This window comes from Streptomyces sp. NPDC026417, from assembly GCF_055567695.1.
In genome coordinates this window covers 143,562-158,440 of the sequence record NZ_JBVHPY010000009.1, presented here as the reverse complement: position 1 = coordinate 158,440, position 14,879 = coordinate 143,562, and the positions used below count along the sequence as shown (strand labels likewise).

At 73.4% G+C, this 14,879-nt stretch carries 14 protein-coding genes; 8 read left to right on the top strand and 6 right to left on the bottom strand.

What is annotated here, in order from left to right; all coding sequences use genetic code 11:
* Positions 1–15: 15 nt before the first annotated feature.
* The gene (locus ACZ4NT_RS16795; RefSeq protein WP_467725997.1) at positions 16–1,527 is read right to left on the bottom strand and encodes an IucA/IucC family protein; all 1,512 of its coding nucleotides are present in this window, start codon (positions 1,525–1,527) and stop codon (positions 16–18) included.
* A 139-nt stretch (positions 1,528–1,666) separates the two neighbouring features.
* Between ACZ4NT_RS16795 and ACZ4NT_RS16790 the strand changes: the two genes are divergently transcribed.
* From ACZ4NT_RS16790 to ACZ4NT_RS16780, 3 genes are all read left to right on the top strand, one after another.
* Complete coding sequence (locus ACZ4NT_RS16790) at positions 1,667–3,199, top strand: IucA/IucC family protein (protein ID WP_467725995.1); 1,533 nt, start codon at positions 1,667–1,669, stop codon at positions 3,197–3,199.
* A 114-nt stretch (positions 3,200–3,313) separates the two neighbouring features.
* The gene (locus ACZ4NT_RS16785) at positions 3,314–4,237 is read left to right on the top strand and encodes a HipA family kinase (RefSeq protein ID WP_467725993.1); all 924 of its coding nucleotides are present in this window, start codon (positions 3,314–3,316) and stop codon (positions 4,235–4,237) included.
* A 4-nt stretch (positions 4,238–4,241) separates the two neighbouring features.
* Positions 4,242–4,517 (top strand): Rdx family protein, encoded by a 276-nt coding sequence (locus ACZ4NT_RS16780; RefSeq protein WP_467725991.1) that lies wholly within the window; start codon positions 4,242–4,244, stop codon positions 4,515–4,517.
* Positions 4,518–4,581: 64 nt separating this feature from the next.
* Here the strand turns inward: ACZ4NT_RS16780 and aceB are convergent, their stop codons facing one another.
* Positions 4,582–6,207 carry a malate synthase A gene (gene aceB, locus ACZ4NT_RS16775; RefSeq protein WP_467725990.1) on the bottom strand — a complete coding sequence of 542 codons (1,626 nt, stop codon included), beginning with the start codon at positions 6,205–6,207 and terminating at the stop codon, positions 4,582–4,584.
* 271 nt (positions 6,208–6,478) lie between these two features.
* On the bottom strand, positions 6,479–7,078 hold the full coding sequence (locus ACZ4NT_RS16770) for a nucleotidyltransferase family protein (protein WP_467725988.1): 600 nt from the start codon (positions 7,076–7,078) through the stop codon (positions 6,479–6,481).
* Between the two features lie 208 nt (positions 7,079–7,286).
* Here ACZ4NT_RS16770 and ACZ4NT_RS16765 point away from each other — a divergent pair, with 208 nt between their 5' ends.
* Positions 7,287–7,601: a DUF5955 family protein gene (locus ACZ4NT_RS16765; RefSeq protein ID WP_467725986.1), complete on the top strand. Its 315-nt coding sequence runs from the start codon at positions 7,287–7,289 to the stop codon at positions 7,599–7,601.
* A gap of 283 nt (positions 7,602–7,884) precedes the next feature.
* Here the strand turns inward: ACZ4NT_RS16765 and ACZ4NT_RS16760 are convergent, their stop codons facing one another.
* Positions 7,885–8,697, bottom strand: coding sequence for an IclR family transcriptional regulator (locus ACZ4NT_RS16760; protein WP_121406872.1), 813 nt, complete (start codon positions 8,695–8,697; stop codon positions 7,885–7,887).
* A 254-nt stretch (positions 8,698–8,951) separates the two neighbouring features.
* Here ACZ4NT_RS16760 and allB point away from each other — a divergent pair, with 254 nt between their 5' ends.
* Both allB and alc read left to right on the top strand, forming a co-directional pair.
* Positions 8,952–10,289 carry an allantoinase AllB gene (gene allB, locus ACZ4NT_RS16755; RefSeq protein WP_121406873.1) on the top strand — a complete coding sequence of 446 codons (1,338 nt, stop codon included), beginning with the start codon at positions 8,952–8,954 and terminating at the stop codon, positions 10,287–10,289.
* Between the two features lie 67 nt (positions 10,290–10,356).
* Positions 10,357–11,496: an allantoicase gene (gene alc / locus ACZ4NT_RS16750; protein WP_467725984.1), complete on the top strand. Its 1,140-nt coding sequence runs from the start codon at positions 10,357–10,359 to the stop codon at positions 11,494–11,496.
* Between the two features lie 554 nt (positions 11,497–12,050).
* On the opposite strand, the gene ACZ4NT_RS16745 is transcribed toward alc, so the two are convergent.
* Positions 12,051–12,827 carry a 3-oxoacyl-ACP reductase family protein gene (locus ACZ4NT_RS16745; RefSeq protein ID WP_121406877.1) on the bottom strand — a complete coding sequence of 259 codons (777 nt, stop codon included), beginning with the start codon at positions 12,825–12,827 and terminating at the stop codon, positions 12,051–12,053.
* Between the two features lie 95 nt (positions 12,828–12,922).
* On the opposite strand from ACZ4NT_RS16745, the gene ACZ4NT_RS16740 reads away from it, so the two are divergent.
* Entirely contained in the window at positions 12,923–13,750 is an 828-nt protein-coding gene (locus ACZ4NT_RS16740; RefSeq protein ID WP_467725981.1) for an AIM24 family protein, read from the top strand.
* A gap of 231 nt (positions 13,751–13,981) precedes the next feature.
* Positions 13,982–14,377 (top strand): guanyl-specific ribonuclease, encoded by a 396-nt coding sequence (locus ACZ4NT_RS16735; RefSeq protein ID WP_467725979.1) that lies wholly within the window; start codon positions 13,982–13,984, stop codon positions 14,375–14,377.
* A gap of 48 nt (positions 14,378–14,425) precedes the next feature.
* Here the strand turns inward: ACZ4NT_RS16735 and ACZ4NT_RS16730 are convergent, their stop codons facing one another.
* Entirely contained in the window at positions 14,426–14,632 is a 207-nt protein-coding gene (locus ACZ4NT_RS16730; protein ID WP_121406883.1) for a hypothetical protein, read from the bottom strand.
* Between the last annotated feature and the right edge of the window lie 247 nt (positions 14,633–14,879).

The following is a 14,879-nucleotide window of genomic DNA, read 5'->3' as shown; positions in this document are numbered from 1 at the left end:
CAAAGGTGCCGCGCTTCAAAACGAGCGGGTGGCGGCGCGGTGCCCGGAGACCGGGTTGGGCAACCGCGTCCACAGGTCGCCGGGCCTTCCGGGCGACAGCCGCATCAGCGTCAACGCCTTCGTGGGCAGCGGTTCTTCGAGCAGCGCGGTGAGGTCGGGGGTGCGCGGCAGATCCCGTACGGCCGCGGACAGCGCCGCGCCCAGCACGGCCGAGGAGCCCGCCGTCGCGCCGAGCGCGCCGCCCACCAGCGAACCGAACAGCTTGCGGCGCAGGGCGGTCTCGTCGTCCGTGACCATGCGCCCGGACAGCTCCGGCGCCGGGATGCCGTGACGGGCCAGACGGGCCGGACTGACGCGGATGTCGGCGAGATCGCGGTAGAGGAGCCGCAGCGGGACGCCCGTGGCGGAGAGCACCACGAGCAGGTTCTGACCGTGCGCCTCCAGCGCGACGCCCAGGTCGAGCAGGCGCAGACAGGCGGCCAGCGCCAGCCGGGTGAACGCGGCCAGCCAGGAAGCCGATCGGGGCAGTTCCGTGGTGGCGAGGGCCGCCACCGGGACGACCCGCTCGCCGCCACGCGCGTACGCCTCCGGGGACTCGCGGACCACCGCGGCCAGGTCGGGGGAGCCCGCGGTGGCGGCGCCGAGCGTACGGGTGACGTCCAGGAGGCCGTCCGTGCGCGCGGCCACGGTCTCCATGAACGCCGAGACCGTCTCGGACATCGTGATGGAGTAGACGGAGATGTCCCGTACGGACGAGGTCAGCCGCGCGCTCAGGGCGGTCTTGATGTGCGGACCGTCCGGCAGGGCCAGCGTGCGCAGCGACATCAACGGGTGCGCGGCGGGCCCCTTGTGACTCGGCGTGCCCAGCACATGGTCCGCCTGCCAGGGGTGGACCGGGATCAGGACGCGTCCGCCGTCGCGCAGCCAGTCGGGCCACACGCCGGTGACGAGACAGTCGTCCACGGCCGCCGACCGCAGCTCCACCACCGGCCGGTGCTCGGGACCGTACGCCAGCTGCTCGGCCACCGAGAACCCGGGGCGCGCACGGCAGTTGGGGTGGTACGGATGGCCGTCCACCACCCGCTGCTCCCATTCCCAGCTCGTCTCCGCGGGCCGGTCCGGGTCGGGCCGTCCGGCGCGGGAGAGTGCCAACGAGGCGACACTGTTCGCGAGTTCCGACGCGAAGGCGGCTCCGTGCGCGACACCCAGGGCGGACACCAGCTCGTCCGGTCCGCCGTACGTCCGGTCCTCCAGCCGGACTTCGGCCGCGTACGCGGTGGTCGCGTAGGGGTCGGCGGGCGGCCCGTGCAGCCGGCGCCCGTCGGAGAGCCGGACGGTCAGACTGTCGCGTCCCCCCTCCCGGCCCTCGATCCACGGCAGCGGCTCATGGGCCAGCGCACGCCACAGCCGGGACAGCACGGCCGCCCGCGCGCCGGGCAGCTCCGCCGCGTACGGCGCCGACAGATCGGGTCGTACGGCGTCGAGTTCGGCGGCGAACTCGGCCACGGACCGGGAAGGACGGTGCACGGTCGGACTCCTTGGGTACGGGGACCGCGCCGCGGCCGCCGGCGGACGCCGGACTGGCCGACAGCGCACTCGCCCACTGGTCACGCACGGTCATACTGATCACCAGAGAACAGTGCACCGTACGGAACGTGGGGAACGAATGGACCGCATGGACTCCCTGCACCCCGGGCCCTCCCTGGACGACATGGCCGAGGCGGCCGACGCCTGTGCCGCCGCACCGCTGCTCAATTGTCTGCTGCGGGAGGCCGCGGAGCCCGCCGAGGGCCCCGGCGTGCACCGGCTTCTGGCCAGCGGCCGGCTGCTGCGCGTCCGCGGCACCCGGCGGCCCGCCCGTCCCGAGGTCCGCGCGGACGGCACATGGCGTCGGCTGACCCACGCCGAACTGGTGAAACTCACGGCCGAGGAGCTGCGCCGCCTCACCGGCCTGTCCAACTCCGAGCTGCCCGCCGAGATGATCGACAGCCGGGACGCGGTCGCCGCGCTGCTCGCCGCCCGCGCGGGCGCGCGGCCGCCGGACGACCTGTACCGCCGCTCCGAGCAGTCCCTGGTCACCGGGCACCCGCACCACCCCGCCCCCAAGGCGCGGGGCGGCGGCCCGGTCGCGGGCTGGCTGCCGTACGCGCCCGAGGCGTACGCCTGTTTCCCGCTGGAACTGCTCGCCGTGCGTGAGGACGCGGTGGTCGAGGAGGGCGACCCGGCGGCGCTCGACGCCCTCGGCGCGGTCCCGCCCGGCTACCGGCCGCTGCCCGCCCACCCCTGGCAGCTCGACCTGGTGGCCGAACGCCCGGAGATCCGGGCCGCCCTCGCGGACGGCCGGCTGCTGCGCCTGGGCCGTACCGCGCGCCCGCTGTGGCCCACCGCCGCCGTGCGCACGCTGTACGCCCCCGGGGACGATCTCTTCCTCAAGTTCAGCCTCGATGTGCGCATCACCAACGACATCCGCCGCCTGTGGCGCCACGACCTGCGGAAACTGCGCCGCACGGACGAAGCGGCCGGCTCCGCGTTCGCCACGGCGGACGGATCCGCCGCCTGGCTGTCCGACCGCGGCTACCGCACCGCGGACTTCGCGTTCGAGGAGCTGGCCGTCCTCGTCCGCGACGGACTGCACGGCCACCTCCTGCCCGGCGCCACCCCGCTCCTCGCGGCCGCCCTCGTCGAGGGCTTCGACGGCAGCCCCCTGGACCGCACCGACGACCCCGGCGCCTGGTGGGCGGCGTACCTGCGGCAGGTCGTGCCGCCGGTCCTCGACGCGTTCGCGCGCCACGGCGTCGTCCTGGAGGCGCACCTGCAGAACACCCTGGTCGCCGTGGACGCCGACGGCATGCCCGTCCAGGCGCTCTTCCGGGACGCGGAGGGCGTCAAGCTGCTGGGCGAGGTGTCCCGCGCCGCCGGCTGGGAGCGGCTGGTGTACTGCCTGCTGGTCAACCACCTCGGCGAACTCGCCGCCCTGCTCGCGGAACGCCACCCGGGCAGCGACCCGTGGCCCGCCGTACGGCGCGAGCTGACCCGGTACGACGACGCGCACCGGCTCCCCGAGATCGGGAACCTCCTCGCGCGCACCGACCTCCCCGGCAAGACGAACCTCCTGCTGCGCTGGACGGGCGCCGACGGCGCCGACGCCCGCTACCTGCCGCTCCCCAACCCGCTGCTCCGGGCCGCGCCCGACGCGTGAGGGGCCGCGCCCGACGCGTGACGGGCCCCGGCCGGCCCCGGCGGGCCGCGGCCCCCGTCCGGGCGCCGCACCGGGCACGGCGGGCCCGCCGTGCCCCTGATCTACAGTTGCCGTGTGCTGCGCGAAGTGACTGCCGTCCGATACGTGACCCCGCTGCGGGCCGGCGGGTCCGTGCCCGGTGTCGTCGAGGCCGACGACCTCGGGACGTACGTCGTGAAGTTCACCGGCTCCGCGCAGGGCCGCAAGGCCCTGGTCGCCGAGGTGATCGTCGGGGAGCTGGGACGCGCCCTCGGCCTGCGGATCCCGGAGCTGGTGCTGGTCCACTTCGACCCCGCGATCGCCGCGCACGAGCCGCACCAGGAGGTCCAGGACCTGCTGCGTGCCAGCGCCGGACTCAACCTCGGCATGGACTACCTCTCGGGAGGGCGGGACTTCACTCCGGAGATCGCCGCGGAGTTCCCCGTCGACCCGCTGGAGGCGGGCAGGGTCATCTGGCTGGACGCCCTCACGGCCAACGTCGACCGGACGGTGCACAGCTCGAACCTGATGGTCTGGCCCACGCTCGGCGTCGCCCCGCCCCGGCTCTGGCTGATCGACCACGGCGCGGCGCTCGTCTTCCACCACCGCTGGGACGCCTCGGCGCCCGAGAAGGCCTACGACTTCCGCCACCACGCGCTCGGCTCCTTCGCCCCGGACCTGCGGGCGGCCGACGCCGAACTCGCCCCCCGGGTCACCGAGGAGCTGCTCCACGCCGTCACGGCCGAGGTGCCGGACGCCTGGCTCGCCGACGAGCCCGGTTTCGCCGGCCCGGACGAGGTGCGAGAGGCCTACGTCCGCTATCTCGCCGCCCGCGTGAAGACCTCCGGTGCCTGGCTCCCCACCGGATTCCCGACCCGGGAGCAGCTCGCCGCCGAGGACGCCCGCCGCGCGGCCAGGACGCAGCGGGGCCGCCCGGACTGGCTCAAGCGGGTCCCGGACCTGCACGGCAAGCCGGCCGCCGAGCAGGACTGGTCCGTGCACCTCGAAAGGAAGCCCTGAACCCGTGACGTCCCCGCACCGCGTCCAGATCGAGTACTGCACCCAGTGCCGCTGGCTGCCCCGGGCCGCCTGGCTCGCCCAGGAGCTCCTGACCACGTTCGAGACCGAGCTGGCCGAACTGTCGCTGAAGCCCGGCACGGGCGGCGTCTTCGTCGTCCGGGTCGACGGCGAGGTGGTCTGGGACCGCCGTGAGCAGGGCTTCCCGGAGCCGACGGCCGTGAAGCGCCTGGTCCGCGACCGGGTGGCACCGCACCGGAGCCTCGGCCACTCGGAGAAGTGACCCGCGGACACGACCGCGCCCCCGGTGCTGTGCGGTACCGGGGGCGCAGTGCCGTGCGGGGGTGTCAGCCCGCGAGGCGCTCGTACGCCGGGAGGGTCAGGAAGTCCGCGTAGTCCTCGTCCAGGGCGACCTGGAGGAGCAGGTCGTGGGCCTGCTGCCAGTTGCCCGCGGCGAAGGCCTCGTCGCCGATCTCGGCGCGGATGGCGGCCAGCTCCTCGCCCGCGATCCTGCGGGCCAGCTCCGGCGTCGCCTTCTCGCCGTTCTCGAACTCCACGCCCGCGTTGATCCACTGCCAGATCTGCGACCGGGAGATCTCGGCGGTGGCCGCGTCCTCCATCAGGTTGAAGATCGCGACCGCGCCCAGCCCGCGCAGCCAGGCCTCGATGTAGCGGATGCCGACCTGGACGGCGTTGACCAGACCGTCGTACGTCGGCTTCGCGTCGAGCGAGTCGACGGCGATCAGGTCGCCGGCGGCGACGGAGACGTCCTCGCGGAGCCGGTCCTTCTGGTTCGGCCTGTCGCCGAGGACCTTGTCGAAGGACGCCATGGCGATCGGGACCAGGTCGGGGTGCGCGACCCAGGACCCGTCGAAGCCGTCGCCCGCCTCGCGGTCCTTGTCGGCCTTGACCTTCTCGAAGGCGACCTTGTTGACCTCCTCGTCGCGGCGGGAGGGGATGAACGCCGCCATGCCGCCGATGGCGTGCGCGCCGCGCTTGTGGCAGGTGCGCACCAGGAGTTCGGTGTACGCGCGCATGAACGGGGCGGTCATCGTGACCGCGTTGCGGTCCGGCAGGACGAACTTGGCACCGCCGTCACGGAAGTTCTTGACGATCGAGAAGAGGTAGTCCCAGCGGCCCGCGTTCAACCCGGAGGCGTGGTCGCGGAGTTCGTAGAGGATCTCCTCCATCTCGTACGCCGCAGTGATCGTCTCGATCAGGACGGTCGCGCGGACGGTGCCCTGCGGGATGCCGACGTAGTCCTGCGCGAAGACGAAGACGTCGTTCCAGAGGCGGGCCTCCAGGTGGGACTCCGTCTTCGGCAGGTAGAAGTAGGGGCCCTTGCCGAGGTCGAGGAGGCGCTGCGCGTTGTGGAAGAAGTACAGGCCGAAGTCCACGAGCGCGCCGGGCACGGGGGTGCTGTCGCCGTCCACCAGGTGACGCTCGTTCAGGTGCCAGCCGCGCGGACGCATCACGACGGTGGCCAGCTCGGCGTTGTCCTTCAGGGCGTACGACTTGCCCGTGCGCGCGTCGGTGAAGTCGATGCGGCGCTCGTAGGCGTCGGTCAGGTTCAGCTGGCCGAGGATCACGTTCTCCCAGGTGGGCGCCGAGGCGTCCTCGAAGTCCGCGAGCCAGATCCGGGCGCCCGAGTTCAGGGCGTTGATGGTCATCTTGCGGTCGGTGGGGCCGGTGATCTCGACCCGGCGGTCGTTCAGCGCGGCCGGAGCGGGGGCCACCTTCCAGGAGTCGTCCGCGCGGACGGCGGCCGTCTCCGGGAGGAAGTCGAGCGTGGAGGTGCGGGCGATCTCGGCGCGGCGCTCCGCTCGGCGGGCGAGGAGTTCGTCACGCCGCGGCGTGAACAGCCGGTGCAGCTCGGCCACGAAGGCGAGGGCCGCGTCGGTGAGGACCTCATCCTGCCGGGGCAGGGGCTCGGCGTCGACGATGGCCAGCGGGGACGGCGCTGGTGCGGACATGAGCTGTCACTTCCTTCAGCGAGCTACGTACGAGGGGGCTTACGGCTTCTCACGCGGTACGGCTTCTCACGAACCGCTCGAGCGAACCCTGTGAGGAGCGCGTACGCCGCGGCACTGGGTGCCAGGGGCTCCGGGTGCGACGGACGGCGCCCTCGGAACGGTCGGGCGCTTCTGAGCAGTGGATACTAGTTTCCTCATGGTGGAAGTTCAATGGTTTGTTGATGTCGAGATTCTCCGGGTCGACAGAAGGTGGCGCTCGGTGCCACGCCGTTCACTCAAGGTGGGCCAGGTCCGCCTCGGTGTCGATGTCGTACGCCTGCGCCACGTCGCCGCACTCGACGAGCGTGATCGCGTCCCGGTGGTCCCCGAGGTAGGCGCGCGCCCCGCGGTCCCCGGTGGCGGCATCGGCGACGCCCGCCCAGTGCTCGGCGCCGAACAGGACCGGATGGCCGCGCTCGCCGTCGTATCCGGCCGCGGCAAGCGTCCCCGGGGACTCGTACGCCTCCAGGACCCGGGCCACCGCCTCCGGCCCGATCCCCGGCTGGTCCACGAGCGCGACGAGTGCCGCTCGCGCCCCGGTCCCCGCCAGGGAGGCGAGGCCGGCCCGCAGTGACGTACCCATGCCCTCCTCCCACGCGGGGTTGTCCACGAGCACGCACCCCTCCAGTGCCGCCCGCTCCCGTACGTCGGCGGACCGGGCGCCCAGCACCACATGGACACGGGTGCAGCCGCCCGCCCGGAGTACCTCGACCGCGTGTTCGACGAGTGGGCGTCCGCGATGGGACAGCAGCGCCTTCGGGCGGCCGCCGAGCCGCCGTCCGCCTCCGGCCGCGAGCAGCAGGCCCGTGACCTGTTCCTTCTTCTCCGTCATGCCCCCTGCATACCCGACCCCGCGCGGGCGTGCGCCCGTGGCGCGTGAGCGGCGTGCGGCCCGCGGGCTGAATTTCGGTCCGCGGAGTGGCGCCCGGCGCGGCGGGTGGCGTTTACTGACCCGCGTCCCCGGGCGCCCGACCAGCGCCACGGGGGGAGTTGGACGTGAACGTAGGGCTTCGCACAAGGGCGTGCGAGGGGGGAGAGCTGTGTTGCGGAGCTTGGGGCAGAGGTCGGTGGCCGGCAGCGACGAGGACCCGAGGGTGGCGGAGCTGAGGTCCGCCGTCTCCCGGCTGCGCCGTGAACTCGCCGCCGTTCCGGCGGAGTTCCCCGACCGCGGCATAGCCGAGGACGAACTCGCCGCGCTGGCCGCGATGGCCGTCGGCGGCACCCCCGAGACCCCGCGACTGCGCCGCTCGCTGCTTCTGATCGCCGGGGCCATCGGCTCGGTCAGCGCCTTGGCGGCCGGCCTCGCCGACGTGCGCAGGGCCGTGGAACTCTTCGGGCCGCCGCCGGGGCGGTGAGGCCGCCTGCCGCCGTGACGGTGAAGTCTGTCGCTGCGGCGGTGACGCGTGGCGCCCGCACGGTGACGGCGCCGTCGCGGTCGTCGGGCTCGCGCGTGCGGTCGTCAGGCCCGCCCTCGCGGCGGTGAGGCCTGCCCGCGCGACGGGGTGCGCGCCCGCTCGACGGGGTGCCCGCCCGGGCTCGCGGGGCCGCGTGGGCGCAGGCTGGTGCCGATGCTGCACATACGCCGCCGCGCCCGACCGGTGAGGCGGGCGCGGCGGAACGGATGAGGGAGGAGACCGGTCAGGTCGCGGGGCCCGAGCTGGCCAGGGCCTCGGACAGCTCCGCCGCCACCTGCTGCAGCACGGGGACGATCTTGTCCGTGGCCGCCTCGGTGACGCGCCCGGCCGGGCCCGAGATCGAGATCGCGGCGGCGGTGGGGGAGTTCGGCACCGAGACGGCGAGGCAGCGGACTCCTATTTCCTGCTCGTTGTCGTCGACCGCGTAGCCGATGTGGCGGACCTCCTCCAGCGCGGCGAGGAAGCCGTCCGGCGTGGTGATCGTCTTCTCCGTGGCGGCGGGCATGCCGGTGCGGGACAGCAGCGCGCGCACCTCGTCGTCGGGGGTGTGCGCCAGCAGGGCCTTGCCCACCCCGGTGGAGTGCGGCAGCACCCGGCGTCCCACCTCGGTGAACATCCGCATCGAGTGCTTGGAGGGCACCTGGGCGACGTAGACGATCTCGTCCCCGTCGAGCAGCGCCATGTTCGCGGTCTCGCCGGTCTCCTCGACCAGGCGGGCGAGGTACGGGCGGGCCCAGGTGCCCAGCAGCCGGGCGGCGGACTCGCCGAGCCGGATGAGGCGGGGGCCGAGAGCGTAGCGGCGGTTGGACTGCTGGCGTACGTAGCCGCAGGCGACCAGCGTGCGCATCAGGCGGTGGATGGTGGGCAGCGGGAGCCCGCTGCTGGCGGAGAGCTCGCTCAGACCGACCTCGCCCCCGGCGTCCGCCATCCGTTCGAGCAGGTCGAAGGCGCGCTCGAGGGACTGGACACCACCGCTGGCGGCGGAAGACTTGGCGGCGGCTTGTGCGGGGGCGTCGCTGGCGCTGGACGTCGGCACGGCGCGGTCCTTTCAAGGGCAGGCGGGCAGAGAGGCAGCCTACCCGGCAGTCGGTTGACTCCCCGGTTGTGCGTAGCTACGTTCTGCTCACCGGAATTCTAATTCCGCTTTGTGGAAACGTCCAGAGTGGGGCGCGTCGGGCGCAGAGTGGAGAAGAGGGCTCTTGACGGCACGGGGGCGGGAGTGAAGACTCCTTCAACAGAACGTTGAATTCCGTTACGCGGAAGTAAACAGCGGCAGAGAGAGGGGTCCGGGTGTCCGACGTCGAACTGGTGCTGCGCTCGACACGCGTCATCACGCCGGAGGGGACGCGCGCCGCCTCGGTCGCGGTCGCCGCCGGAAAGATCACGGCCGTACGCGCGCACGACGCCGAAGTGCCCGCCGGAGCCCGGCTGGAGGACTTCGGCGACGACGTCCTGCTGCCCGGCCTCGTCGACACCCACGTGCACGTCAACGACCCCGGCCGCACGGAGTGGGAGGGCTTCTGGACCGCCACGCGCGCCGCGGCGGCCGGCGGGATCACCACGCTCGTGGACATGCCGCTCAACTCCCTCCCGCCGACCACCACGGTCGACCACCTGGGGGTCAAGCGGGACGTCGCCCGGCCCAAGGCGCACATCGACGTCGGCTTCTGGGGCGGCGCCCTGCCCGACAACGTCAAGGACCTGCGCCCGCTGCACGACGCGGGTGTCTTCGGCTTCAAGGCCTTCCTCTCGCCCTCGGGCGTGGACGAGTTCCCCGCGCTCGACCAGGAGCAACTCGCCCGTTCCCTGGCCGAGATCGCCGGCTTCGGCGGGCTGCTCATCGTGCACGCGGAGGACCCGCACCACCTCGACGCCGCCCCGCAGAAGGGCGGCCGCAAGTACGCCGACTTCCTCGCCTCGCGCCCGCGTGACGCCGAGGACACCGCGATCGAGAACCTCATCGCCCAGGCCAAGCGCCTCGACGCCCGGGTCCACGTGCTGCACCTGTCGTCCAGCGACGCGCTGCCGCTGATCGCGGCGGCGAAGGCCGAGGGCGTCCGGATCACCGTGGAGACCTGTCCGCACTACCTCACCCTGACCGCCGAAGAGGTCCCGGACGGGGCCAGCGAGTTCAAGTGCTGCCCGCCGATCCGCGAGGCCGCCAACCAGGACCTGCTCTGGCAGGCGCTCGCCGACGGCACCATCGACTGTGTCGTCACCGACCACTCGCCCTCCACGGCCGACCTCAAGACCGAGGACTTCGCCACCGCGTGGGGCGGCATCTCGGGCCTCCAGCTGAGCCTGTCCGCGGTGTGGACCGAGGCCCGCAGGCGGGGCCACGGCCTGGAGGACGTGGTCCGCTGGATGTCGACGCGGACGGCGGAGCTGGTCGGACTCGACCGGAAGGGTGCCATCGAGGCGGGCCGCGACGCCGACTTCGCCGTCCTCGCCCCCGACGAGACCTTCACGGTGGACCCCGCCGGGCTGCAGCACCGCAACCGGGTCACGGCCTACGCCGGCCGGACCCTCAGCGGCGTCGTCAGGTCCACCTGGCTGCGTGGCGAGCGCATCGTGGCCGACGGCCAGTTCACCGACCCGGCCGGGCAGCTCCTCGCCCGGCACCCCTGACCGGCTCCGCGCGCCCGCACCCGCAGCGGCCGACTCCCGACAGACCCGAAAGGCAGATCTGATCATCGTGACGGCGATTACCGGCTTCACCGGCGACGCGAACCCCTACGGCGGCGGAGACCCGTACGCGGACTACCGCACCGCCGACCTCCCCTTCACCCAGTACGCCAACCTCGCCGACCGGCAGCTGGGTGCCGGGGTCATCGCCGCCAACGACGAGTTCTTCGCGCAGCGGGAGAACCTCCTGGTGCCGGGGCGCGCCGAGTTCGACCCCGAGCACTTCGGTCACAAGGGCAAGATCATGGACGGCTGGGAGACCCGTCGCCGGCGCGGCGCCTCGGCCGGGCACCCGTGGCCGACCGCGGAGGACCACGACTGGGCGCTCGTCCGCCTCGGCGCCCCCGGGGTCGTACGCGGCATCGTCGTCGACACCGCCCACTTCCGCGGCAACTACCCGCAGGCCGTGTCGGTCGAGGGCACCTCGGTCCCCGGTTCCCCCTCCCCGGAGGAGCTGCTCGGGGACGACGTGAAGTGGACGATGCTCGTCCCGCGCACGGCGGTCGGCGGCCACGCGGCCAACGGCTTCGCGGTCTCCGTCGAGCAGCGCTTCACGCACCTGCGGGTCAACCAGCACCCCGACGGCGGCATCGCCCGCCTGCGGGTGTACGGCGAGGTCGTGCCGGACCCCGCGTGGCTCGCCGTGCTCGGTGCCTTCGACGTCGTCGCGCTGGAGAACGGCGGTCACGTCGAGGACGCGTCCGACCGCTTCTACTCGCCGGCCACCCACACGATCCAGCCGGGCCGCTCCCGCAAGATGGACGACGGCTGGGAGACCCGCCGCCGCCGGGACACCGGCAACGACTGGATCCGCTACCAGCTGGCCGCCCAGTCGGAGATCCGCGCCATCGAGATCGACACGGCGTACCTGAAGGGCAACTCGGCGGGATGGGCCTCCGTCTCCGTCAAGAACGACCCCGACGGCTCCGGCGGTGCGGACGGCTCCGGCGAGTGGACGGAGATCCTTCCGCGGACCCGCCTCCAGCCCGACACGAACCACCGCTTCGTCCTGGACGCGCCCGCCGTCGCCACCCACGCGCGCGTGGACATCTTCCCCGACGGCGGCATCTCCCGTCTGCGCCTCTTCGGCTCTCTCACGCAGGAGGGCACCGCCCGCCTCGCGACCCGGCACCGGGAACTGGGCGCCTAGCCCCCGTCCGGAGGGGCCCGCCGATCAGCCCCTCCGGAGCCCGTCCCGACGCCAGTCCCGGCGTCCACCTCCGGCGTCGATCCCCGGGGTCCACCTCGGCCCTCCCCGCGTCGATCCGGGGCGTCCACTTCCGTCTCTTCCCGGGTGGATTCGGGCGTCCACTTCCGGTCCTTCCGGCGTCGATCCCCGGCGTCGACCTCCGTTCCTTCCCGCGTCGATCCGGGGCGTCCACTTCCGTCTCTTCCCGGGTGGATTCGGGCGTCCACTTCCGGTCCTTCCGGCGTCGATCCCCGGCGTCCAATGGCAGCCCCTCCGGCGTTTGAGGAGCGGGGTCCGGGGCGGAGCCCCGTGTCGGGACGGGAAGGGGCGGAGGGGGCGAAACCCACCACCCCGAGCCGGACCGACGGCGCCCCCGAGCCGGACCGCCCGCGCCCGGAGAAGGAACCTCGGCGCCCCCGAGCCGGACCGCCCGCGCCCGGAGAAGGAACCTCGGCGCCCCCGAGCCGGACCGCGGGGATGCCCCAGGCCCGCTGCACCGCTCCCCGGGGGCAGACCTACGCCGCATGTCCTCCGTCCACGGAGAACTCGGCCCCCGTGACGAACGACGCCTCGCCCCCGGCGAGGAACGCCACCACCGCCGCGACCTCCCCGGCGGAGCCGAACCGGCCCAGCGCGGTCATCGCCACCTGGCCCGCCGCGAACGGCCCGTCCGCCGGGTTCATGTCGGTGTCGACCGGGCCCGGATGGACGATGTTCGCGGTGACACCGCGCTCACCCAGCTCCCGCGCCAGCGCCTTCGTCAGCCCCACCAGCGCCGACTTGCTCATCGCGTACAGCGTGCCGCCCGGCCCCGGCACCCGCTGCGTCATGCACGTGCCGACGGTGACGATCCGTCCGCCTCGCTCCATGTGCGCGGCCGCGGCCCGGGAGGCCAGGAAGACACCGCGCACGTTCACCGCGAGCACCCGGTCGGCGTCCGCGAGGGTCAGGGATCCGACGGGGCCCAGCACCCCGACGCCCGCGTTGTTCACCAGCACGTCCAGCCGTCCGAACGCCTCCACCGTCCGGTCCACCGCCCCGGCGGCCTCCGTGGCGTCCGCGGAGTCGGCCCGGAGCGCCAGCCCGCGCCGCCCGAGCGCCTCGACCTCCCGTACGACGGTCCGCGCCGCCTCCTCGTCCCGCTGGTAGGTGATCGCCACGTCGGCGCCCTCCCGGGCGAGCCGCAGCGCGGTCGCCGCGCCGATCCCGCGGCTGCCCCCGGTCACCAGGGCGGCTTTGCCGTGCAGGGTGGTCGAGGGGATCTCCGGTGTGCGTGCAGTCGTTGATGTCATGGCTCCATCCCAGCCGCCGGGCGAGGGGAGTGCTGGCGGTGAACGGACGCCGAACTGCCCGGAACTCTTCCCTCCGTTTCGCGCGTTCTCCGGTCGTGACCCTTCAACAAGAGATCGTCGGCAACGCCATGCAGATGGCGGTCGTGAACCTGGCCCCCGGCCGGACCGTGTACTGCGAGGCCGGGAAGTTCCTGTTCAAGACCACGAACGTGACCATGGAGACCCGCCTCTCCGGCCCCGGGGGAGCGGCGGGGGGCGGCGGCCGACCCGGTGCGGGCGGCGGGAGCGGAGGCATGGGCGGCATGCTGCGCCAGGCCATGGGCACCGCCGTGCAGGCGGGCCAGCGTGCGATGGCCGGCGAGTCGCTCGCCTTCCAGTACTTCACCGCCACGGGTGGTGAGGGCACCGTGGGCTTTGCCGGTGTGCTGCCCGGCGAGATGCGCGCCCTGGAGCTCGACGGAACGCGCGCGTGGTTCGCCGAGAAGGACGCCTTCGTGGCCGCCGAGTCGACCGTGGACTTCGGTATCGCCTTCCAGGGCGGCCGCACCGGTCGCAGCGGCGGCGAGGGCTTCGTCCTGGAGAAGTTCACCGGCCGGGGCACGGTGATCATCGCGGGCGCGGGCAACTTCATCGACCTGAACCCCGCGGACTTCGGCGGCCGCATCGAGGTCGACACGGGCTGCGTCGTGGCGTTCGAGGAGGGCATCCGGTACGGCGTCCAGCGCATCGGCGGGCTGAACAGGCAGGGCCTGATGAACGCCGTCTTCGGCGGTGAGGGCCTCTCGCTCGCGACCCTGGAGGGCAACGGCAGCGTGATCCTCCAGTCGCTCACCATCGAGAGCCTCGCCAACGCCCTGCGCAAGGCCCAGGGCGGCGACAAGCAGGGCCCGACGGGCGGCCTGTTCTCGACGAACGCGGGCTGAGCGCCACCGCCGGGCCTTCCGCTCGGGGTGCCGGCCCCGCCGCGCCCGCCGCCGTCACCGCTCGCGGCGGAGGGCGCACCGAGGCATCCGCACGGGCGCGAAGGTGGATGTGAGAGCGGCGTGAGGGCATTGGGCGACAGGTGAACGCCCTGAAAACACATGGGAGTTGGCGGTGAAATCGGCAGCCTTGACGTTGACGTGCCACGCTCTACGCGCGTCATGCCAAGGCGCATGAATTTCCCCCCACGCACCACTCGTATCGGCGCCGCGGCCGCCCTCCTGTCCGCCCTGCTGGTCGGCGGGACCGTCACCGCGAACGCCGCCGACGCGTCCGTCTCCGCCGTCGGCAGCATCTGCTACAGCGCGCTGCCGTCCCAGGCGCACGACACCCTCGACCTGATCGACGCGGGCGGCCCCTTCCCGTACTCGCAGGACGGGACCGTCTTCCAGAACCGCGAAGGCGCCCTGCCCTCCCAGGGCTCCGGCTACTACCACGAATACACGGTCATCACGCCCGGCTCCTCGACGCGCGGCGCCCGCCGGATCGTCACGGGTGAGGAGTCCCGGGAGGACTACTACACGGCGGACCACTACGCCACGTTCGACCTGGTCGACTTCGGCTGCTGATCCCCGGCGGCCCGCCGCCGGCCCCACCCGTGAGCCGGGGGACCGCGTTCAGCCGGACCCCCGACGCCCGGCGGCCGCGAACAGTGCGAACGAGAGCACGACGAGCGCGACACCCGCGTGGATCTCGTGCCCGCCGCGGAAACCGAACCGCTGCACGACGCCCCAGCCGTGCCACGGACCGGTGACCTCCTGCACCAGACCGAGGGCGCCCTGGACCAGGGCGACGCACGCGGGAATCTCCAGCAATCGCTTCACCCGCGCATCCCCGCCCCGCGGACCCCCCGCCCCCATCGGCCGCGGGGCGGGACGGGCGTGCCGGAAGCCGGAACCTTTCCCGGGACGTGCACGACCGAGGTCGGCCCACGCCAGGGAAATGCCGCCGAAAGTCGCTGCCGTGCCGACTTCGGTAGGCGATCACCCGCGCGAGCGGGTGCTCCCGCCCGCGGCTGCGTAGATTTGTCGACCGTGAGCGAAAGAGATCCGGCCTCCGCGCCCCAGGGCA

Coding starts and splice junctions, on each gene's coding strand:
- ACZ4NT_RS16790 (WP_467725995.1), top strand. CDS start 1,667: ATGGACCGCATGGACTCCCTGCACCCCGGGCCCTCCCTGGACGACATG.
- ACZ4NT_RS16745 (WP_121406877.1), bottom strand. CDS start 12,827: ATGACATCAACGACTGCACGCACACCGGAGATCCCCTCGACCACCCTG.
- ACZ4NT_RS16735 (WP_467725979.1), top strand. CDS start 13,982: ATGAATTTCCCCCCACGCACCACTCGTATCGGCGCCGCGGCCGCCCTC.
- aceB (WP_467725990.1), bottom strand. CDS start 6,207: ATGTCCGCACCAGCGCCGTCCCCGCTGGCCATCGTCGACGCCGAGCCC.
- ACZ4NT_RS16770 (WP_467725988.1), bottom strand. CDS start 7,078: ATGACGGAGAAGAAGGAACAGGTCACGGGCCTGCTGCTCGCGGCCGGA.